The 19,533-nt window shown below is 61.6% G+C and carries 19 protein-coding genes; 11 read left to right on the top strand and 8 right to left on the bottom strand.

Going from position 1 to position 19,533, the window contains the following annotated elements:
• Positions 1–4: 4 nt before the first annotated feature.
• The 7 genes from AMC88_RS27525 to AMC88_RS27555 all read left to right on the top strand — a co-directional run bounded on the left by AMC88_RS27525 (position 5) and on the right by AMC88_RS27555 (position 9,874).
• Positions 5–1,411, top strand: a complete 1,407-nt coding sequence (locus tag AMC88_RS27525) for a TRAP transporter large permease (protein ID WP_004674026.1) — start codon at positions 5–7, stop codon at positions 1,409–1,411.
• Between the two features lie 9 nt (positions 1,412–1,420).
• On the top strand, positions 1,421–2,455 hold the full coding sequence (locus AMC88_RS27530) for an L-idonate 5-dehydrogenase (RefSeq protein ID WP_037139099.1): 1,035 nt from the start codon (positions 1,421–1,423) through the stop codon (positions 2,453–2,455).
• 187 nt (positions 2,456–2,642) lie between these two features.
• Entirely contained in the window at positions 2,643–3,794 is a 1,152-nt protein-coding gene (locus AMC88_RS27535; RefSeq protein ID WP_064826325.1) for a helix-turn-helix domain-containing protein, read from the top strand.
• 97 nt (positions 3,795–3,891) lie between these two features.
• Positions 3,892–4,287 carry a response regulator gene (locus AMC88_RS27540; protein WP_037115376.1) on the top strand — a complete coding sequence of 132 codons (396 nt, stop codon included), beginning with the start codon at positions 3,892–3,894 and terminating at the stop codon, positions 4,285–4,287.
• 156 nt (positions 4,288–4,443) lie between these two features.
• A complete protein-coding gene (locus AMC88_RS27545; protein ID WP_037139104.1) occupies positions 4,444–5,466 on the top strand; it encodes a chemotaxis protein CheB in 1,023 nt (340 codons plus the stop codon).
• A gap of 63 nt (positions 5,467–5,529) precedes the next feature.
• Positions 5,530–9,498, top strand: coding sequence for a CheR family methyltransferase (locus AMC88_RS27550; RefSeq protein ID WP_037139107.1), 3,969 nt, complete (start codon positions 5,530–5,532; stop codon positions 9,496–9,498).
• On the top strand, positions 9,491–9,874 hold the full coding sequence (locus AMC88_RS27555) for a response regulator (protein WP_016735419.1): 384 nt from the start codon (positions 9,491–9,493) through the stop codon (positions 9,872–9,874). Before AMC88_RS27550 ends, AMC88_RS27555 begins: the two co-directional genes overlap by 8 nt.
• 67 nt (positions 9,875–9,941) lie before the next feature.
• On the opposite strand, the gene AMC88_RS27560 is transcribed toward AMC88_RS27555, so the two are convergent.
• The 4 genes from AMC88_RS27560 to AMC88_RS27575 all read right to left on the bottom strand — a co-directional run bounded on the left by AMC88_RS27560 (position 9,942) and on the right by AMC88_RS27575 (position 13,408).
• Positions 9,942–10,184 carry a hypothetical protein gene (locus tag AMC88_RS27560; RefSeq protein WP_037139110.1) on the bottom strand — a complete coding sequence of 81 codons (243 nt, stop codon included), beginning with the start codon at positions 10,182–10,184 and terminating at the stop codon, positions 9,942–9,944.
• 216 nt (positions 10,185–10,400) lie between these two features.
• Positions 10,401–11,747 carry an NAD(P)/FAD-dependent oxidoreductase gene (locus AMC88_RS27565; protein WP_037139113.1) on the bottom strand — a complete coding sequence of 449 codons (1,347 nt, stop codon included), beginning with the start codon at positions 11,745–11,747 and terminating at the stop codon, positions 10,401–10,403.
• A 2-nt stretch (positions 11,748–11,749) separates the two neighbouring features.
• Positions 11,750–12,637, bottom strand: coding sequence for a dihydrodipicolinate synthase family protein (locus AMC88_RS27570; RefSeq protein ID WP_037139115.1), 888 nt, complete (start codon positions 12,635–12,637; stop codon positions 11,750–11,752).
• Between the two features lie 75 nt (positions 12,638–12,712).
• A complete protein-coding gene (locus tag AMC88_RS27575; protein ID WP_037139118.1) occupies positions 12,713–13,408 on the bottom strand; it encodes a GntR family transcriptional regulator in 696 nt (231 codons plus the stop codon).
• Between the two features lie 240 nt (positions 13,409–13,648).
• Between AMC88_RS27575 and AMC88_RS27580 the strand changes: the two genes are divergently transcribed.
• Positions 13,649–13,846 carry a hypothetical protein gene (locus AMC88_RS27580; protein ID WP_004674016.1) on the top strand — a complete coding sequence of 66 codons (198 nt, stop codon included), beginning with the start codon at positions 13,649–13,651 and terminating at the stop codon, positions 13,844–13,846.
• Positions 13,847–13,896: 50 nt separating this feature from the next.
• Here the strand turns inward: AMC88_RS27580 and AMC88_RS27585 are convergent, their stop codons facing one another.
• Positions 13,897–15,189 (bottom strand): GGDEF domain-containing protein, encoded by a 1,293-nt coding sequence (locus AMC88_RS27585; RefSeq protein WP_064826326.1) that lies wholly within the window; start codon positions 15,187–15,189, stop codon positions 13,897–13,899.
• A gap of 152 nt (positions 15,190–15,341) precedes the next feature.
• On the opposite strand from AMC88_RS27585, the gene AMC88_RS27590 reads away from it, so the two are divergent.
• From AMC88_RS27590 to AMC88_RS27600, 3 genes are all read left to right on the top strand, one after another.
• Entirely contained in the window at positions 15,342–17,036 is a 1,695-nt protein-coding gene (locus tag AMC88_RS27590; RefSeq protein WP_037139124.1) for a sensor histidine kinase, read from the top strand.
• On the top strand, positions 17,033–17,389 hold the full coding sequence (locus AMC88_RS27595) for a response regulator (protein ID WP_037139127.1): 357 nt from the start codon (positions 17,033–17,035) through the stop codon (positions 17,387–17,389). The genes AMC88_RS27590 and AMC88_RS27595 overlap by 4 nt, the downstream gene beginning before the upstream one ends.
• Positions 17,390–17,456: 67 nt before the next feature.
• On the top strand, positions 17,457–17,642 hold the full coding sequence (locus AMC88_RS27600) for a hypothetical protein (RefSeq protein WP_004674013.1): 186 nt from the start codon (positions 17,457–17,459) through the stop codon (positions 17,640–17,642).
• Between the two features lie 96 nt (positions 17,643–17,738).
• Here the strand turns inward: AMC88_RS27600 and AMC88_RS27605 are convergent, their stop codons facing one another.
• The 3 genes from AMC88_RS27605 to AMC88_RS27615 form a co-directional block, all read right to left on the bottom strand.
• Complete coding sequence (locus tag AMC88_RS27605; RefSeq protein WP_010024836.1) at positions 17,739–18,257, bottom strand: hypothetical protein; 519 nt, start codon at positions 18,255–18,257, stop codon at positions 17,739–17,741.
• A 102-nt stretch (positions 18,258–18,359) separates the two neighbouring features.
• Positions 18,360–18,893: a GXWXG domain-containing protein gene (locus AMC88_RS27610; RefSeq protein ID WP_037139130.1), complete on the bottom strand. Its 534-nt coding sequence runs from the start codon at positions 18,891–18,893 to the stop codon at positions 18,360–18,362.
• 101 nt (positions 18,894–18,994) lie between these two features.
• Positions 18,995–19,492, bottom strand: a complete 498-nt coding sequence (locus AMC88_RS27615) for a metallophosphoesterase family protein (protein ID WP_037139133.1) — start codon at positions 19,490–19,492, stop codon at positions 18,995–18,997.
• Positions 19,493–19,533 lie beyond the last annotated feature (41 nt).

Here is a 19,533-nt window from a genome sequence, read left to right on the forward strand (position 1 = left end):
TCCAATGCTGCTGCTTCTTGGCTCCTTTTTGGTGATGATGTTGATCGGCGTGCCTGTCGCCATCTCGATGGCCGTCGCCTCGGTGCTTTACATCGTCCTCTACGGCATCGCGCCGGACATCATTGTCGCCCAGCGCATGATCGCCGGCGTCGAAAGCTTCCCGCTACTTGCCGTGCCCTTCTTCATCCTGGCCGGCAATCTGATGAACTCGGCGGGTGTGACCGGCCGTATCTATTCCTTCGCAGTCGCGCTGGTCGGCTGGATGAAGGGCGGGCTGGCCCAGGTCAACATCATTGGCTCGGTCATCTTCTCCGGCATGTCAGGTACGGCGCTCGCCGATGCGGCCGGCATCGGCACGATCGAGATCAAGGCGATGAAGGATCACGGCTATCCGGTCGAAGCGGCGGTCGGGGTGACGGCGGCGTCTGCCACGCTCGGGCCGATCTTTCCGCCGTCACTGCCTTTCGTCATCTACGGCATGATGGCGAACGTCTCGATCGGCGCTCTGTTCATGGCCGGCATCCTGCCCGGCATCGTCATGACGCTGCTGATGATGATCACCGTCGCCGCCTTTGCCTATTACAAGCGCTGGGGCTCGGACGCGCCCTTCGACGTCAGGCAGCTGCTGTCGGCCGGATTGGAGATCGTCGTCGTGCTGATGGTACCGGTCGCGATCTATCTGATGATGCGGGCCGGCCTGTCGATGAATGCCGCCGCCGGCATCGCCCTTCTCGTGCTTCTGGCGCTCGACTGGTATTTTGGCTTTTCCGCCGTCATGGCGCTGATGACCCCGGTCATCCTGATCGGCGGCATGACCATGGGCTGGTTCACGCCGACCGAAGCCGCCGTCGCCGCCGTGCTCTGGTCCTTGTTCCTCGGCCTGGTGCGCTACCGCACCATGACGTTCTCGACGCTCGCAAAGGCCAGCTTCGATACGATCGAGACGACGGCGTCCGTTCTCTTCATTGTTACCGCGGCTTCGGTCTTCGCATGGCTCTTGACAGTCAGCCAGGCCGCCCAGCTGCTTTCTGATGCGATCCTGTCGATCACCGACAACAAATGGGTGTTCCTGATCCTCGTCAACCTGCTGATGCTTTTCGTCGGCTGCTTCCTCGATACGATCGCCGCAATTACCATCCTCGTGCCGATCCTGCTGCCGATTGTCGCGAAGTTCGGGATCGATCCGGTTCAGTTCGGCCTGATCATGACGCTGAACCTCATGATCGGCCTGTTGCATCCACCGCTCGGCATGGTGCTGTTCGTCCTGTCCAGAGTCGCGAAACTCTCGGTCGAACGCACCACTATGGCAATCCTGCCCTGGTTGGTCCCGCTCTTCCTCGCATTGATCCTGATCACCTTCATCCCAGCCGTATCGCTCTGGCTGCCGCAGCAGCTCGGGCTGTTGAGATAGGAGGGGGCGATGCAGACGCGTCTGGCACGGCTCTACCAGAAAGGCGATCTGAGGGTCGAGACCGACAGCGTTCCGTCGCCCGGTCCGGGCGAGGTGCTTCTGAAAATGGCGGCCGCAGGCATTTGCGGCTCCGATCTGCATTATTACCAGGATGGTGGATTCGGCCCTGTCAGGGTGCGAGAGCCGATCATACCGGGTCACGAGGCATCAGGAACCGTGCAGAGGGCAGGGGAAGGGGTCGAGCTGAAACCCGGGACGCTGGTTGCAGTCAATCCGAGCCAGCCCTGCGGCCAATGCGAATATTGCGGGAAGGGACTGCCGATCCACTGCCTCGACATGCGCTTCATGGGCAGCGCGATGCGCCTGCCGCATGAGCAGGGCATGTTCCGGGAATGGCTGGTCGTGCCGGCCAGGCAGTGCGTCGAAATGGGAGCGGCGACGACGGCCGCGGAAGCGGCCTGCAGCGAGCCCTTGGCCGTTTGCCTGCACGCGGCATCGCGTGCCGCAGAGATCTCGGGCAAGCGCGTCCTCATCACAGGCGCCGGCCCGATCGGCTGCCTGATGGTTGCCGCCGCCCGCTATCATGACGCGGCCGAGATCATCGCGACCGATCTGGCCGATGCGGCGCTGGAGAGAGCCGAGGCGATGGGCGCGAGCCGGACGATCAATGTGTCTCGAGAGGCTGCAGCGCTTGCCGAATTCGAGACGGGGAAGGGCTATTTCGACCTCGTCTTCGAATGCTCGGCCGCTGCCCCCGCAATCCGCAGCGCCATTGCCGCCATCAAGCCGCGCGGCACGATCGTGCAGGTCGGTGTGACGGGAGAGATCCCGGTCCCGCTCAACGCCATCGTCGGCAAGGAGCTCCATATCCACGGCACCCAGCGTTTCCACGAGGAATTCGCCGCCGCCGCCGAGCTGATCTCAAGCCGCAGGATCGACGTAAGACCGATCATCAGTCACAGCCTGCCGCTTGAGGAAGCCGCAACCGCCTTTATCCTTGCCGGCAACCGCATGGCCGCCTGCAAGGTGCAACTGACCTTTTAGAGCGCAGGAAGAGCTTCCGGGCGGCAGTTTCCGCCAGCACGAAAGCCGAAGCCCCCTCCGCCATTCTGGTCTATTATGGAAACGGTCGGTGTTCCCATTCCCGACGCCGGTCGTCGCAGCTTTGCGGAACAGGTGGGCTACTAGAGCGTTTCCACCGTAAATAGACATGACCTGGAGACTGACCGGCATGAACACGGCTTTTGACAAACCTGCGGGACGGGTTGTCTTGGTCGTCGAGGACGACTACGTCCTGGCGAGCGATCTCGCCTCGAAGCTGGGCGACATCGGCGTCACGGTCGCCGGGCCCGCACCCAACGTCGAGCAGGCCTTGAGATGTATCGAGGAAAGTCCCCGGATTGACGTTGCAATCTTGGACATCAACCTTGCGGGGACGATGGTATTTCCCGTCGCCGACGAGCTATCAAGACGGAAAATCCCCTTCTTCTTCGCAACCGGCTATAGCCGAGACGTTGTTCCTCCCCGCTTTGCGGACCGGATCTTCGTGGAAAAGCCGCTGGACAAGAACGCGGTTTATAGCGCGCTTTCCGACTGCCGAGGTCCGGCGGAAAACAAACCGGATCGTCAGAAGAATCACATTCTCTCGGCACTTTCCCATCGGGAAAGTGAGGTGATCCGGCCACATCTGAAACCGGTCCGGCTGGCACAAGGCGAAGTCATCGAACAGCAATTCGGAGAGATAAGCGCGGTCTCCTTCATCGAAACCGGCGTCGTTTCGCTGGTCGCCTTGTCTCTCGATGGCTCACAGGTGGAGGCCGGGCTGATTGGCCGCGAAGGCTTGACCGGCACAGGCCTGCTGGAAGGGGATTGGCGGACGCCCTACAATCTGATGGTGCAGATCGAAGGAACGGCTCAGCGTATCGACGTCGACAGCTTCCTTCGACTGACTCACCGGGCGCCGCAGCTGCGATCGCTTTCATCGTCGTTTTCGAGATCGCTCGGAATCCAGATCAGCTACACGGCTTTGGCCAATGGCCGATATTCGATAGAGCAGAGGCTGGCACGCTGGCTGCTCATGTTGAACGATCGAGTGGACAGCCAAGTGCTGCACCTTACCCACGAATACATGTCTGCCATGCTTGGCGTGCGGCGATCCGGGGTGACGGCCGCACTTCATGTGCTGGAAGGCGAACGGCTGATCCGGTCCGTGCGCGGGAAAGTCATTGTCGTCGATCGCGATGGCCTCATCCTCAAGGCCCATGGCTCCTACGGCATTCCGGAGGCGGAATATGAGCGTTTGATGGGTTTTCCGCTCAGGGACGTCGACGCTGCTGCAAAGAACACAGCCTATGTTGCCCCGACCTTCGCAGGTTCCAAATAACCCGTGCTAAACGGCTGGATCTCGTGCCAGCGTTTTATTCTGTTCGCCGGCGCAACTTTTGCCTTCAGCGACAGTTCGGCGTTGAAGAAGGTGCCCGGTGGAAAAAAGCAATCACACGAAACTCTTCTCGGGGAAGCGCGTCCTGATCGTGGAGGACGAATATTTCCTGGCCGACGAGACCCGCCGCAGGCTGGAAGACTTCGGCGCGATCGTCGTGGGGCCGACCGCAAACGTTCGCCGCGCGCTCGACCTCATCGACCGGGAGCACATCGATGCGGCAATCCTCGACGTCCATCTCGGCGACGAATTGGTGTTTCCTGTCGCCGACAAGCTGGAGGCGCGAGACATCAACTTCGTCTTTGCCACCGGCTATGACCCGGCTGACATTCCCGTGAAGTACAAAGGATTTGCGCTCTGCGAGAAACCGACTGAACTCGCACATATTGCCGTCGCCCTATTCGGCCGATCAGCGGATTTGAAACCGCTCAACTGATCATTCCTTGTTGAAAAGCCTCGTGCCATCAAATGATTGCGGCGATATCTCGGCCGGAGGTTGCTGGGCCTATCTGCTGCGTTCGGCATGGATCCTGCTCAAAAGGGAACCTTAGGGGTCACCGACTGTTGAGCCTGATCAGGAAGGTCAAAGCCGATGTCTTCAAGCGCGACCAAGGATATTATTGCGATCGGCGGATCGGCAGGCAGTGGCGCCGTGCTCAGAACGCTCGTCGCCGATCTTCCCGCCGATCTTCCGGCAAGCATCTTCGTCAGTACCCATATTCCTGCGCACTCTCCCGGAATTTTGCCGGAATTTCTCGCGGCCAAATCAAGGCTCCCGGTGACGCAGGCGGTTGACGGGCAGCCGATCGAGCGCGGCCATATCTATATCGCTGCACCCGACCGACACCTGTTGATTATGGGCGAAACGATCCAGTTCGGCGCCGGTCCACGGGAAAACATGGTCAGGCCCTCCATCGATCCGATGTTTCGCTCGGCGGCCCTGTCATTCGGGCCGCGGGTGGTGGGTCTCGTGCTCACGGGGATGCTCAACGACGGAGCGGCGGGGCTGCATGCAATCAAATCGAATGGCGGGACGACCGTGGTGCAGCACCCGATCGACGCAGAGGTCGACCAGATGCCGCTGGCAGCGCTTGAGGCCGTCGAAGTTGATCACGTCGCTTCCGCAGCCGATCTCGGCAGGCTTCTGACCAATCTCGCGGCAAGTGATGCAGGGCCGCGTCGCGACCAGCCATCCGACGACCTGCGGCTGGAGGTGGAGATAGCCGCCGGCGCCCGTCTCGGCAGCGCCGAACTTCGCAAGATCGCTTCCCCGACCGCAATAACCTGCCCCGACTGCCACGGAGTGCTTTCCGAGGTGCGCGGATCCCGGCCATTGCGATTCCGCTGTCAGATCGGACACGCTTATACTGCCGAGACGCTGGCGGCGCATGGCGGCGAGCTTGATGAGGCGATCAGGATCGCCATGCGGGTGATGGAGGAGCGGGTGACGCTTGTCGAGCGGATGGCACGAGACGCACGCGACACCGGCCGGCCCGCCGTCGCTGAACTCTATGAGGCCAGGGCTTTGGAATATCGCCGATACGCTGCCACCCTGCGTGAGGCAGCCCTGACGTCTTTGCATTTCGGTCGCTCATCGCGTTTCCAGGACGTTTGATAAAGTTGTATCCTTCTGCCGTGCTGAACGTTTAGAGTCGGCGCAACAGAGGCTGGATCGACAATGGCTTACGAAGAGAATATCGAGCAACAGGCAAGTGCGCCTGAACCGGAGCAACACGAACAGCCCGTGGTGATTGTCGGCATAGCTGTGTGCGCGCTATCGCTGAGTTCGCTGGAGCGGATCTTTTCCGAGGTCGGCGTCGGGCTCGGTGCATCCTACCTCGTGGCGGTGCGCCAGCAGGAGGGACTCGATGCCGCTGCCGTCCATGAAATGCTGCGGCGGCAGGGGCGCCTGGCGGTGACAGTCGCAGCCGATGGCGAGCGGATCCTTCCCAATCATATCTATATCGGCGGCTCCGACGATATGATGACCTTGGAGGACGGGCATATCCGCATCCGGGCGGCCTCGGAACCGGTTGGCCATCGTGGCACCGTCGACACCATGCTGATCTCTCTCGCGGAACACGCCCAGGAGCGCGCCATTGCCGTGATCCTGAGAGGACTGGAGAACGACGGCACCGCCGGCGTGGCGGCAACCAAGAAGTTCGGTGGCCTCTCGATTGCCGAAATCGGTGAAAACGAAGAGGGATCTGCCGAGGACGGGGGAGGGGCATCGGCCATCGCCGACCTGCGTCTGCCGGCGCAAGGCATTGCAACCCATATCGCTCTTTATGCCGGCAATGTTACCGAGGAAGAAGACATCGGCTTGGAGGACGAGCCGCCGAGCGGCCTCGAGGCGCAGATCACGCAGATCGCGACGGTTCTTCGCAATGTCACCAGCCATGACTTTCACGGATACAAGCGCGGCACGTTCACGCGGCGCGTGCAGCGGCGCATGCAGGTGCTGCAGATCGGCAGTATCGAAACATATATCGAGCGCCTGCGCGCCAGCCGGGATGAGGTTCAAAACCTGTTTCAGGACCTGTTGATCGGGGTGACGCAGTTCTTCAGGGATCCCGGCGAGTTCGAGGCCCTTGAACGCGAGATTCCAAGGCTGTTCGAGGGCAAGGAGCCGGGTGATCAACTGCGTGTCTGGGTGCTTGGCTGCGCCACCGGCGAGGAAGCCTACTCGATCGCCATGCTGCTGCGCGAACATATGGCAACCATGGACTATCCGCCCGACGTACAGATATTCGCGACGGATCTCGATGCCCGCGCCCTCGGCATCGCCCGCGCCGGTCGTTATTCCGCGGCAATCACTTCTCAGGTCCAGCCCGAACGGCTGGCCCGCTGGTTCGTGCGGGAAGGCGACACCTATTGCGTCGTCAAGGAACTGCGGGAGATGTGCATCTTCTCGCCGCACAACATCGTCAAGGATGCGCCATTTTCCCGCATCGACATCCTGTCTTGTCGGAACCTGCTGATCTACCTCGATAGTGAACTGCAAAACCGGGTGATACCGATCTTCCACTTCGCCCTCAGGCCAAGTGGAATACTCTTCCTTGGTTCATCCGAAAACGTCACCCGCCACGGCAAGCTCTTTGCACCGGTCGATCGCAAGAACCGCCTGTTTCGACGGCTGGAAACGGCAACCCGCATCATTCCGGATTTCCCGCTCAGTCCGCGCCCCCGCAATCCCGACAATCCGCTTGCAGCACCTGCTCCCACGCTGCAGACGGGGCGGCTTTCGGCAACGATCAGCCGGCAGGCGGAGGTCGTCGCCGAGCGTTTCGCGCCGGCCTATGTCGTCGTCGACTCACATTATGACGTGCTGCACTTCTCCGGACGCACCGGCCGTTATCTCGAACCCGCGTCGGGTACGGCGACACTCAACCTCTTGAGCCTTGCCCATCGCGATCTCAGACTCGATATGCGTTCCGCCCTCCAGCGGGCAACGACGGAAGCGATCAAGGTCGAGGTGCCGAGGGTGCTGCTACGCCAAGACGATCGCACCTACGCGGTCAACATAATCGTCGAACCGCTTGGCAGCGGTGACGTCACCTCGCTGATCGTGCTGTTTCAGGACGCGGGCCAGGTTGCCGAGGGAGTGGCGCCCGATGGTGGGAGGCTGACAAGCGAAGAGCATGTCCAACGGCTCGAGACGGATCTGCGCGTGACGCGTGATCGGCTGCAGGCGACCATCGAGGAACTGGAATCGACAAATGAGGAGCTGAAATCTTCCAACGAAGAATATCAGTCGATCAACGAAGAGCTGCAGTCTGCCAATGAGGAGATGGAAACCTCGAAGGAAGAACTGCAGTCGGTGAATGAGGAACTGCAGACGGTCAACGGCGAGCTTGCTCATCGCGTTACCGAACTCGACCGCACCAATTCCGACTTGAAGAACCTCCTGGAGGCAACCCAGATCGCCACCGTTTTCCTCGACAACGATCTGCGCGTCAGGAGCTTCACGCCGGCGGCAACGGAAATATTCCACCTGCTCGACACGGACGTCGGTCGGCCACTCGATCATGTCGTCTCGCGCGTCGCCTATCCGGAACTGCTGGACGATGTTCGCCTGGTCCTTCGAACTCTGGTGCCTGTCGACCGAAAGGTCAGCGACTTCACCGATAAACGGCATTACGCCGCACGTGCACTCCCCTACCGCAGCGTCGACAACTACATCAGCGGCGCCGTCGTCACCTTCACCGATCTAACGGCCACCTACGAGGCTGAAGTTGCGCTTCGACGCAGCGAAGAGCGCCTGCAGCGCGTTCTGGAGACGGATGCGGTCGGAGTGATTTTTCTGAACCAGGACGGCGTTATCTTCGATGCCAACGAAGTCTTTCTGAAGATGTCCGGTTACACCCGCTCACAAATGGAGCGGGCGGAGTTGCACTGGCGCCGCCTGACCCCGCCGGAGCACCTTGCCGAAAGCGCGGCGCAGATGGAAGCTCTCAAAGAGACCGGCAAGATCGGACCCTATGAGAAGGAATATTTCCTCGCCGACGGGTCGCGTCGCTGGATGCTGTTTGCCGGGCGCGACCTCGGCGACGGCACGATCGCCGAGTTCTGCATCGATATCTCGGCCCGTAAACAGGCGCAGGCAGCTCTGCGGCAGGGCGAGGAGCAGTTTCGCCTCTTCGGCGAAGCCTCCTCCGACGTATTGTGGATCCGCGATGCGGAGACGCTGCAATGGGTCTATCTGACGCCGGCCTTCGAGACCATCTACGGCGTCGATCGCGAGCAAGCGATGACGGGCAACAATTTCCGCAGCTGGGCGGAGCTGATCATTCCCGAAGATCGGGAGCAGGCGCTCTCGGAGATTGGGCGCGTGCGAAACGGCGAGCGCGTGGAATTCGAGTACCGTATCCGGCGGGCCTCCGATCACGAAATTCGCTGGCTCAGAAATGCCGATTTCCCGCTGTTCGGCGAGGAAGGAAACGTCAAGCAGATCGGCGGCATCGGCCGTGATATCACTGAGGAAAAAGCCTCGGCCGAGCGCATGAAAGTCCTCGTCGCCGAACTTCAGCACCGCACGCGCAACCTGATGGCCGTGGTCCGGTCGATGGCCGACAAGACCATGCGGACCAGCACCAGCCTGGAAGACTTCCACGAAAGGTTCCGGGATCGGCTGGACGTGCTGGCGCGGGTGCAGGGCTTGTTGTCGCGACTGCAGGAAGGAGATCGCATCACTTTCGATCAGCTCATCCGCTCCGAATTGGAGGCGCATGGCATGCCGGATGGCGCAAACGGCAAGATAAGCCTGCAGGGCCCAGAGGGCGTCAGGCTGCGCTCAACAACGGTGCAGACAATGGCGCTGGCCATGCACGAGCTCGGCACAAACGCGGCCAAATATGGAGCGCTCGGTCAGCCGCAGGCGCATCTGAGCATTTCGTGGCGCGTCGAGCAACCGGGCGAGGGAGGCAAGCCGTGGCTGCATGTCGACTGGCTTGAAAGCCGGGTTAAAATGCCTCCCGCCGAATCCGGGCCGCAAGGGGGTGGACAAGGACGAGAGCTTATCGAGCGCGCGCTGCCCTATCAGCTGGATGCGAAGACGTCCTATGTTCTCGGTGAGGACGGGGTTCGTTGCACGATTGCGATTCCCGTTTCGCTCAGCAATGTCATTGAGGACGAAGGCGATGACTGACGGAGTCTTGCAGGGACGCCACGTGCTCGTGGTGGAGGACGAGTTCATGCTGGCGGAAGATATGTCCCAGCAGCTGGTCGATGCGGGTGCGGTCGTGATCGGACCCGCGCAATCTCTTGAGCGTGCATTCGAACTGATGGCGATGCCTGATGTTCTCGATGCCGCAGTCCTCGACGTCAACCTGCACGGAAAATCGGTCTATGCGGTTGCCGACATGCTACTGGAGCGCCATGTTCCTTTCGTGTTCACAACCGGCTATGACGCCTCAACGTTGCCGGAACGCTTCAGATCGACGAGCTGCTATTCGAAACCTGTCGACATGCCGCAGCTCATGCTAACGCTGCAAACGGCAATCGAGGCCGTAGCACGCGCATAGGTCTCTTAGCAGCAATCGACCGGGCAAGCCGCCGGTTGGCCGATAAGCGCCGTAGCGGCCCGACCGCTTATCCACTCGCTTCATGCCCTTGTGTCAGCGCCAGCAGCTCTGCCTTGAGCCGTTCAACGTGAGCAACATGCATGACCTGAGACTCTTCAAAATTCGTCAGAAGTCGCTTCGCTTCCATGACGTCCGCGCCACGACTGATCAGCTCAGCTACGATTTCACGCTGCCGAGCGAGGTGCAGTTCTCCCGATGCGACATGCTCGCGCGCCTGCTGCAAATGCTTCTCCACCATTGCCCGGTCCATGTCGAACTCCTTTCCCTCCCGCGGCAGATCATGCGCCTAATATCTGGCCGAGGAAACGGTAATCGCAGGTCGCCGGACGCAAGTAATGTTCTTCGAGAATTCGTCAGCCGGCGGCGTCGAGGCATGGCCCGCTTTTGGGTGCAGCCTGTCCGGCAAAAGAGGCCGACCGACCGTAAGATGCGGCTTACGTCTTCTATGCCTGACGCCGGTGCGGGGCTACTCCGTACCGGCACGCCATTCGCGCCAGGCGAGATGGATCTTCGCGCCGATCGTCGTCAGCGGCTGCGGCGGCAGCAAAACCGGCGCCGCCAGGCGGCTGTAAACGCCGACAAGTTCGGACTGGTGCCCCAGCACCCGTTCGGCCGCCGCCATGCCGGCGGCGGTGGAGTTCGACGCACCCAATCCGTTACAGCCGCAAGCGGCGAAGACGCCACGTTCGATCTCCCCGAAGGCCGGCACATGGTTGTGCGTCAGCGCCATCGCGCCGCCCCAGCGATACTGCATGCCGACGCCGGCAAGCGCGGGGAAGCGATGCGCGAATTTGCGGTCATGCAGGCCGCCGGCGCTGCGGATGGCGGCATCGGTGATCTCGATGCCGGGATTGTAGCTGTAGCGCGAACGTATGAGGATGCGGTCACCGCCGCCGGTATTGATGCGCCGCACCGTCGTTCCCATCGGCAGGGCCGGGGTCGCCGCCCATTTCCTGTCGCCGCCGAGCCTAGCCGGATCGAATTCTTCCGTCATGGACGCATAGGTGAAGACATGAAGGAGGCGTCTGCGGAAGAAACCGAAGCTTTCCGCGTGGCCGTTATTGGCGAGAATGATCTTTGCCGCCTGCACCGATCCATGCGGCGTCTTCAGCAGCCAACCGTCGCCGGAGCGCTCGAAGGAGAGAACGGGCGTCCGCTCGTAAAGCCGCACCGGCGCCTTCAGGCACTCGGCCGCGCTCCTTACATAGGCGGCCGGCTGGATGATGACCGTGCCGGGTGAGAATAGGCCGGAGGTGAAGGCCTTCGATCCGGTCACGGCCTCGATCTCTTTCCCCTTCAGCAGGCGATGCGCTTCGCCCATCTTCGACAGCTGCTGCGAATAGGCTTCGAGGTGCCTGTCGCCTTCCTCGCTCATTGCGATGCTATAGCGGCCACAGGGATCGAACAGCGCCTCGCCCCAGCCGTTCTCGGATGCAAGTTGGCTGGCGAGCGCGATTGCCGAACGCTGCAGCAGCACGGAGTCACGGAACTTGCCCTCCGACTCGCCGCTGAAATCGTCGGAGGAAACTTCATGGGGCAAGTCGATGATAAAGCCGGAATTGGCGCCGGCCGGCCCCTCGCCAACAATGCCCGCTTCGAAAAGCGCGACCCGCAGCGTCGGGTCGAGTTGCGAGAGGCGGTGGGCCGCCGACAGGCCGGCAAAGCCGCCGCCGATGATCGCCACATCGGCCAAGATCGCTTCGCTCAGCGCCGGCCGCGGTCGGCGCGGGGGGAGTGTCGCCACCCAACCCGAAACGCCGGCGCGTTTGGGAAGCCTGGATGCGACGAAGACGTTCTTTGCGCCCCGGCTCAAGGTCAAATCGCCTCCCGCTCCGTGAGCGTATCGAGGCAGTGCCGCAGCGCCGGCAGCTTTTCGGCAGCAAGCGCGCGCAACGGCTTTCGCGGCACGCCGGCGCCATAGCCGACCATATCGGCAGCGGCATAGACCGACTGCACATAATCGCCTTCCCAGATCAGCCCCATCGCCGGCTCGAGAATTTTCCAGAGATCGCGCACCTCATCCCATTTGCGCTGGGAGGCCGCCTCGACGAGCGCGACTGAGGTGCGGGGAGCGAAGTTCGCGCCACCCCAGATCAGTCCATCGCATCCGGCATAAAGCGCATAGGGAACGAGCGGATCGGCGCCGTTCATGACGAAACGGCCGGTGCGGATGAGGGCCGCTTGTTTTCCCAAATCCCCGCTGCTGTCCTTGACGGCTGAAAAGCCCGGGATTGCGTTGAGCTTGTCGAGAAGCTCCGGCGTGATGGCGACGCCGACCGCCTGGGGCACGTTATAGCCGATGACCGGCAGGCCTGATTTGGCGACCTCGGCGTAAAAATCGACAATGCCCTCGTCGTCGGTCGGCCCTTCGAAGAAGGGTGGCAGCACCATGATGCCCTCGGCGCCGGCGTCACGGGCGCGCGCGGTCCGCTCCACGACATCTTCCACCAGCAGCGCCGAAGTCTGGGCGATCACCTTGGCGCGGCCGTTGACGATCTTCGCGCCACGGCGGACCAGCTCCTCGGATTCGGCTTTTGAGAGATAGACATGCATGCCGGTGCCGGAGCTCAGCAGGAAACTGCGGACGCCGGCCGCGAGATAGCGTTCGATATTGACTTCGAGCCGCCCGTAATCGATGCGGCCGGCATCGTCGAACGGCGTGGTGATGGCAAGATTGAGTCCTGGAAAGGGAAAGTTGGTCATCGATTGAAATCTCGTTGTCTTAGGCCGAAAGGTCGAGCCGGATTGACTTGAGTTGCGTTTATTGATCTCGGGCGCTTAAAGGGTGGGCGTCTCCAAGCCTTCCGGGGCTGCATACATGGCCATGTTCCGCCGAGAGAGCTCGATATGGAGACGCGCCAGCTCACCGGAGGCTTCTGCGTCGCGCCGCTCGATCGCCTCGATCATCTGCTCGTGCTGATCCGAGGCCAGCTCGAGCTCTTCCTGCATGCGCGGCGTATTCGGATGCTGGTAGAAGATCTTGCCGATGCGGGCGTGGTCGATCTGAAGGCGACGCAGGCTCGGGACGACGTAGACATTGTGGGCCATCTCGCCGATCTGGCGGTGGAACTGGTCGTTATAGAAGACCCTGCTTTCGACATCGCAATCCTCGACCGCCTTGCGGAAGCAGTGCTGGATCTTTTTGAGGACCGCGAGTTCGGTTTTGGTCCGGTTCTCGGCCGCGAGCTTGTTGGCGGTGATATAGATCATCGGCGCGAGCAGGAAGAAGTCGCGCAACGACTGATAACTCATCGAGCTCACGCGGGCGGCGCGGTTGGTCTCGAGTTCGATGTAGCCCTCGCCGGCCATCTGCCGCATCAGCTCGCGCACCGGCGGACGGGAGAGCCCGAACTCTTCGCTCAACGCCACTTCATCAAGCACAGAACCCGGCGGCAGCTCCATTGTGAGGATGCGCCGGCGTAGCGCGAGTTCGAGGCTGGCTTTGCGATCAGGATTGGCAGTCTCGGCATTCATCTCGTCGCAGCTCCATATAATTCTTTTGAAAGACATTAGGTAGACAATATGGAGGCGTCAAGCCAGGTCCGCCGTTTCACAGCGCCAACAGCCTGACAAGCTGCGATTTGCGGGCAGCGGCGTCGGAGTGGTCGGGAAAAGTACAACGCTGTGTGGAAACAAAGTGGGCTGAGCTTTGTTACTCGTGGACCCGTGCAGGCGTGTTCCTGCCGGGCAGGCAGCTGCAACGGGAGCAAAATCATGGATACAGCAACGCAGTGGGCGCTATTCTTCGGCGCACTGACGTTGGCGAGCTGGATAGCGGGCGGCCTTACGGCCGTTCTTGGAAAGGTCGAGCCCGGCCACCGACAAAGAGCGACAGAGTATCTGACCTTCGGGCTCAGCGCCGCCGGCTTCATCTCGGCAGTCGCCCTGGCGGCGGTTCTGGTGATCCGCTGACGCTGATCGCGCCGATGCGCGTCGATCGAAACCTCCGGCCCAGCTGCGCCTCAACGGCGGGCGGCCAACTGCTCGGCAGCGGGTGGCGGACGGTGGAAGACGCAGACTTGGTTGCGGCCTGCTTCCTTGGCGCGATAAAGTGCCACGTCGGCTTCGTGCTGGAGATTGGCAAGCGTTACGCCGGTGTCGGCCGCCGATTTGAAGGCCACCCCGACGCTCAGCGTCACCGACGGGCCGACGCTGGAAGACGGGTTCGGAAGGGCGGCGGCTTCCACGCTTTCACGTATCCGCTTCGCCACCGCGACGGCCTCTTCTTCTTCGACGTCAGGAAGCACAATGAGAAATTCCTCGCCGCCATGTCGTGAGACGAGGTCGCGATCGGCGCGCACGCAGCTCTGGATGATACCGGCGACCTTGACGAGGCAGCGGTCGCCTTCGCCATGCCCGAGCTTGTCGTTCAGCGCCTTGAAGTGGTCGATGTCGCACATGAGCATGGCGACGATGCCGGTTTCACGGCCGTGGCGCCAGAGGCTCTCGAGCGTTTCCATCATCCAACGGCGGTTGGCGATCCCCGTCAGCGGATCGGTTCTGGCCAACCGTTCCAGGCGGGCATTCGCATCGGCCAATTCCGCGACGCGGCGCTGATCCCTGCAGTCGAGGAGAAAAGTCTTCTGCGCCAGGATGTTCATCGTCCGCCTGGCGACCACGGTCGCGATGATCCCGCAGGAAAAGAACAGGGTCCCGGCCACGACGCTGCCCGCTTCCACGAGCGGGTTGTACCATTGAAGGGTGAAATAGAGGCAGAGGGCATAACAGGCGATTGAGATCGTCCAGGCGAGCGGCACGCTGAAGATGGTGATTGCGCTCGTGGCGACGAACAGCATGATGGTCAGATGGCGCTCGTAGAATTCGCCTCCCGCAAAGACGCCGACGAGCGCGACCGACAGCAGAATGAGGCACATTCCGCCGAGGAGCGATGCGCGTTCAACCGCCGCCGGGCGCGGTTTGGTCCAGACGAGCGCCGTCAGGATCGCTGCCGGTGGCAGCAGGCAGGCCGGGGCGACCATCAACAGCGCGACCTCGCGGGGAAGCAGCATGGCATTCAGCGCCAATGTCAGAACGTCGACGAAAGCGACCCATGTCATCCAGGAACGGATGACTTTCGCCCTCTGGCGCCATAGCCTTTCATCGAAGCGGCGCCGCAGGTCGCCCGTCAGGCGAATATCGCGGGTTCGGCCGGATAAAAGGCGTTCGACTTCATCGGCCATCGCGCCGGTCAGCGGCTGCGGCGAGAAGGACCCGGCGGCAGGGCGGTCGAAAGACGTGCTTTTGGCATCATTCATCTTTGCTCTATCTAGCCGCGATCGGAAACTCGACAAGGCTGCCGCGCGGACGTCCGGATTCCTGCGTTGATATTTTGTAAACAAGTTTGGCCGCGTGATCTGGGCCAGACCCTTTCGAACATGCTAACTAGCTTATTCCGAAAGGGAGCAGGATGAGACTTAAGCTGGTCGCAGTTGCGGTCGCGGCGCTGGCGCCGGTGGTGGCGATGCTCGTTTACAACGAAATCGCACTCCGCCATCAGCGCAACGACGAGGTGCGCGCATCCGCGGCACAAGCTGCCAGGCAAGCCTCGTCCGAAGTCGAACGGATCATCGAGGGCCTGCATGCTCTTCTCGTCTCCGTCACCGCCATGCCTTCCGTGCGACACCTCGACGTCCAGGGCTGCAATGAAGCTCTCAAATCGGTCGCCGAAAACATTCCGAATATCCGCACCATCTTCGTCGTCGGGCTCGACGGACAGCCGGTCTGCGGCAGCATGGCTTTTCCCGAAGGCGTGATCTTCTCCGATCGGGACTATTTCCAGCAGGTGCTCAAGACCAAGAGTTTCGCTGTCGGCACCTATACGCAGAGCCGCCTTGTCGACAAACCCGTGCTGCCGCTCGCCATGCCCCTGACGGAAGGCGAAGCCGTCAGGGCCGTCATCGTCAGCGGGATCCGGGTGGATTGGCTGCAGAACCGCATTACCGAGCGCGGCGTCGCGCCGGGTAACGAGGTGACGATCGCCGACGACAAGGGCACGATCGTTGCACACGTTCCCTCGCCCGAGCGCTTCGTCGGCACGGTCATACCCGAGGCCCTTCAGCCCCTGATTCATGCCGACCAGCCCGACGTGATCGATGTGATGGGCCAGGATGGAACCGACCGCATTCTCGGCTATCGCCCGATCGCGCAGCCCTCCAGCCCCCTCTATGTCAGCGCCGGCTTCTCCAGGGAGGAAGCCTTCGCGCCGATCAACCGGGCGACGGTGATGAATACGTTCGCCATTATTGGCGGCGCGCTTTTCGCTTTCCTCGCCGCGATCTTCATCGGCAACCGCTTCATCCTCCTGCCGATCTCCAGGATCGCGGATGTGATGGAAAAGTGGCGCAGCGGTCAAACGACGGCGCGGACCGGCATGAAAGGAGCGGACGAGCTCAGTGTCGTCGGCGCGACCTTCGACCGGCTGCTTGACGAACTCGAAGAACGACGACGCCAGAGCCAGGAGGCGGAGGAGGAGCGCAGCCTGCTTGTCCGCGAACTGGCGCACAGGGTCAAGAATGGCTTTACCCTCGTTCAGGCGATCGCCCGGCAGACCTTCTCGCGCTCCGATCCGGAAAGATACAATTCCTTCGCCGAGAGGCTCGCGGCACTCGCCGGCACCTATGATCTCATCCTGTCACGCGAGGGATCGGCCTCGCCTGTCAGGGAGATCGTCTCCGCAGCCTTGCGTGCCCACGTCGCCTCGCAGGCCGAGCGCATTCGCCTGGATGGCCCGGAAGTCGTTCTTCCCGCCGACATCGCCCTGCCGCTTTCGCTCGTGGTGCACGAGCTGGCGACCAACGCAACCAAGTATGGAAGTCTCGGAAGCGAAAACGGAACGGTTTCCATCGAGTGGAAGCGCGACGGCGGACGTGTCCTTCTCGTCTGGACGGAAGCGGGTGGACCGCCGGTTTCGACGCCGACGAAGAAGGGCTTTGGGTCGGTGCTGATAGAACGGGCCTTTCCGTCGAAAGCGCAGGCGCGCTCCAGGTCGGACTACAGGCCCGCGGGCCTCGTCTTCGAAGTTATATTTTTGATCGGGGAACCGGTTGCGAAAGGCGAAGTTGACCCTCTGGGTAAGGATGACATGCATGCGAGCGGAACATGAAAACCAAGGTAGTCGTGGTCGAAGACGAAGCTCTGCTGCTGATGATGGCGGTCGGCATTGTCGAGGATGCAGGCTTGGAGGCGCTCGAAGCACACAATGCTGATGAGGCGCTCATGCTCCTAGAAAGCGTTCCCGGCATTCGGATCCTGTTCACAGACATCGACATGCCGGGAAGCATGGACGGTTTGAAACTCGCAAAGGCCGTCCGCAATCGCTGGCCGCCTGTCGAAATCATCATCGTCTCCGGCATGAAGCAGCCGGACAAAGATGAATTGCCCGAACGTGGAATCTTCTTTCCCAAACCTTACGATAGCCGGCAGCTCTGCGACGCGCTCATCAGAATGGCCGCCTGAAATGCTGCGGCCAATGCATCCTTTTGGAATCTCGTGCGTTTTCCCTGCTCCACAGCAGGAGAATATCATGTCCAAACGTGAGCTCATCGATACAGGCACCGACAAGCGCTACGTCCGCCGCGACGATCAGGGCCGCTTCAGCGAGTCGGCGGATGTCGGCCGCTCGCTCTCGGCCGACAAACGGCGCAAGGCGAAGAATGACGCGAAGCCCGGAGAAGGCGATCGCGGCGACCATCACGCCAAAAAGCACTGAAACCAAGGCAGCGATCGGGATGTTGCGCCGCTGGAGCATGATGCCGAAAAGTGCGAGCGGTTTTCGGCATCATGCTCTAGAACAGCGTGCGGCCTGCTATCTTTCTGCCGTCGAGGGCCGCTGCAAATCGATGCGACTGGTCACGACCGACTGGCCGGAAGCAGGATCCTGGTCGACGGTCTGCAGTCTAAGGCGGTCCTGCCCGACTTTCTCGATCATCAAAACTGCGTCTCGATCACCGTTGACCAGTCGCGCCCAGGTCACACGCAGGTTAAGGGCAGTCCCTTTCCTGCTGCCCGCAAGCTTCGACGGCAGCCCTGACGGCCCGACATAATTGCCGGTATAACGCTCTCCGGCGGCCTTGACGGTCGCCGAGAAGGATCTGGTGAAAACCGCAAGGCCGCGACATTTCCCGTTCATCGAAACGGTGGATGCGCTCGCATCAGATCGGAGGGTGCAGGAGACATTCAGGTTCGTGCCGCCAATCCGCGTGAGCACCTTTCCGGTCCCACTCCAGTCGCCGGACAAAGACTGCAAAAAGCCGACCTCCGACGCCGTTGCCCCGGCAGGGAGACAAGGCAGCAAAAGCAAAGTTGCGATCAGGACCGTACGCATGGCAGCCCCCCGGGTTTGCGTGTCCGAACAACAGGTCAGCATGGCAGATTGTTCCCCCCTCAGATCGTTTTTGTCGCGCCTGAACGGCGGCCCGCTTCCTGACTATCCTTGCGTCGCGGCGACGGCGTCGATTGTTCGCAGCTGGAAGAAGTAATGACGGGCATCGCCTGCAATACACATCATGCCAGCCAGCTCCTGCGCATTCATCCAGCGAAAGTAATCGACGATCGGCTGCCTGTCGTAACGCATTGCCGCGGTGGCGCCATCTCCCGAAGGCTGAAGCGCAAGCGACGCGGTCGTGCCCCTCGCGCGTAATACCTTCTGCAGATAGGAGAAGCATGTCCGGGCAACCCTTGTGCGCCCGAACGGCGCGGCTTTGATCGCCAGTCTGATTGGCAAAAAGCCGGGTTCTATGGCCACCAGCCGATCCGCGCGCCACTGAAAGAGGAGGGCGTCCGCGCGCATGTCCGCGTGAAACCGCTTGCCGAACCAGCCAAGGTTCTCGAGAACGCCGTCGAGCGGGTGATCCGACGGAATGCCCAAGCCCCTCCACAAGCCGATCATCTCGACCGGCCGGACAGGCTTCAGCGAAGAGAACCAGGCCTTCATCTCCTCCTGCCGATCCATGCCGTCCATCCGTTTCCAGTCACGCGAGCGAGCTTCTCGCCCGCAATAATACCAATGGCGCCGCCGCCGCAAGAAGAGCCCCAGACGTCGAATGTGCTCGATGCGGCGGATCACAGTCTGCGCTTCGTTGACAGCAAGGCGTCCAGCGACACCGGCCTAAGACCCTGCGCATCGACGCCGACATCGTACTGGCGGGGCAGGGGCTTCAGACGGCCATGGGAATGTCCATGCAGATTGATTGACTTCTTGCCCATCTTGTTCCAGGTGCGGAACGGGTAGTGGCACAGGACCAGCAGATGTTCGTCCAGCGTCATCTCCTGGTAGTGCTGAACGCTTGTCCAGCCTTTCGCCTCCGTCGTCGTCGGCGGATCATTATTTCCTATGATCAGGTGCTTGCGCCCGTTCAGCATGGAAAGCAGCTGATCACAATCCCCGCCCCGGAAAGACATGACGTCGCCGAGGTGCCAGATGTCGTCCCGCGGACCAACGATCTCGTTCCAGTTCCGGACCAGCGTCACGTCATGCGCGGCCATGTCGGGGAAGGGGCGTCTGTCGATGCGAAGGACGCGCGGATCTGCAAAATGGGTATCGCCGGTGAAGTAAATCATCTGACAGAGATGGCGCAGCTCGCTTGGTTGGAAAGCCGGTG

Source organism: Rhizobium phaseoli (assembly GCF_001664385.1).
Classification (GTDB): Bacteria; Pseudomonadota; Alphaproteobacteria; order Rhizobiales; family Rhizobiaceae; genus Rhizobium; species Rhizobium phaseoli.

Coding starts and splice junctions, on each gene's coding strand:
- AMC88_RS27525 (WP_004674026.1), top strand. CDS start 5: ATGCTGCTGCTTCTTGGCTCCTTTTTGGTGATGATGTTGATCGGCGTG.
- AMC88_RS27530 (WP_037139099.1), top strand. CDS start 1,421: ATGCAGACGCGTCTGGCACGGCTCTACCAGAAAGGCGATCTGAGGGTC.
- AMC88_RS27535 (WP_064826325.1), top strand. CDS start 2,643: ATGAACACGGCTTTTGACAAACCTGCGGGACGGGTTGTCTTGGTCGTC.
- AMC88_RS27545 (WP_037139104.1), top strand. CDS start 4,444: ATGTCTTCAAGCGCGACCAAGGATATTATTGCGATCGGCGGATCGGCA.
- AMC88_RS27550 (WP_037139107.1), top strand. CDS start 5,530: ATGGCTTACGAAGAGAATATCGAGCAACAGGCAAGTGCGCCTGAACCG.
- AMC88_RS27555 (WP_016735419.1), top strand. CDS start 9,491: ATGACTGACGGAGTCTTGCAGGGACGCCACGTGCTCGTGGTGGAGGAC.
- AMC88_RS27560 (WP_037139110.1), bottom strand. CDS start 10,184: ATGGACCGGGCAATGGTGGAGAAGCATTTGCAGCAGGCGCGCGAGCAT.
- AMC88_RS27570 (WP_037139115.1), bottom strand. CDS start 12,637: ATGACCAACTTTCCCTTTCCAGGACTCAATCTTGCCATCACCACGCCG.
- AMC88_RS27575 (WP_037139118.1), bottom strand. CDS start 13,408: ATGAATGCCGAGACTGCCAATCCTGATCGCAAAGCCAGCCTCGAACTC.
- AMC88_RS27580 (WP_004674016.1), top strand. CDS start 13,649: ATGGATACAGCAACGCAGTGGGCGCTATTCTTCGGCGCACTGACGTTG.
- AMC88_RS27585 (WP_064826326.1), bottom strand. CDS start 15,189: ATGAATGATGCCAAAAGCACGTCTTTCGACCGCCCTGCCGCCGGGTCC.
- AMC88_RS27590 (WP_037139124.1), top strand. CDS start 15,342: ATGAGACTTAAGCTGGTCGCAGTTGCGGTCGCGGCGCTGGCGCCGGTG.
- AMC88_RS27595 (WP_037139127.1), top strand. CDS start 17,033: ATGAAAACCAAGGTAGTCGTGGTCGAAGACGAAGCTCTGCTGCTGATG.
- AMC88_RS27600 (WP_004674013.1), top strand. CDS start 17,457: ATGTCCAAACGTGAGCTCATCGATACAGGCACCGACAAGCGCTACGTC.
- AMC88_RS27605 (WP_010024836.1), bottom strand. CDS start 18,257: ATGCGTACGGTCCTGATCGCAACTTTGCTTTTGCTGCCTTGTCTCCCT.
- AMC88_RS27610 (WP_037139130.1), bottom strand. CDS start 18,893: ATGGACGGCATGGATCGGCAGGAGGAGATGAAGGCCTGGTTCTCTTCG.
- AMC88_RS27615 (WP_037139133.1), bottom strand. CDS start 19,492: ATGATTTACTTCACCGGCGATACCCATTTTGCAGATCCGCGCGTCCTT.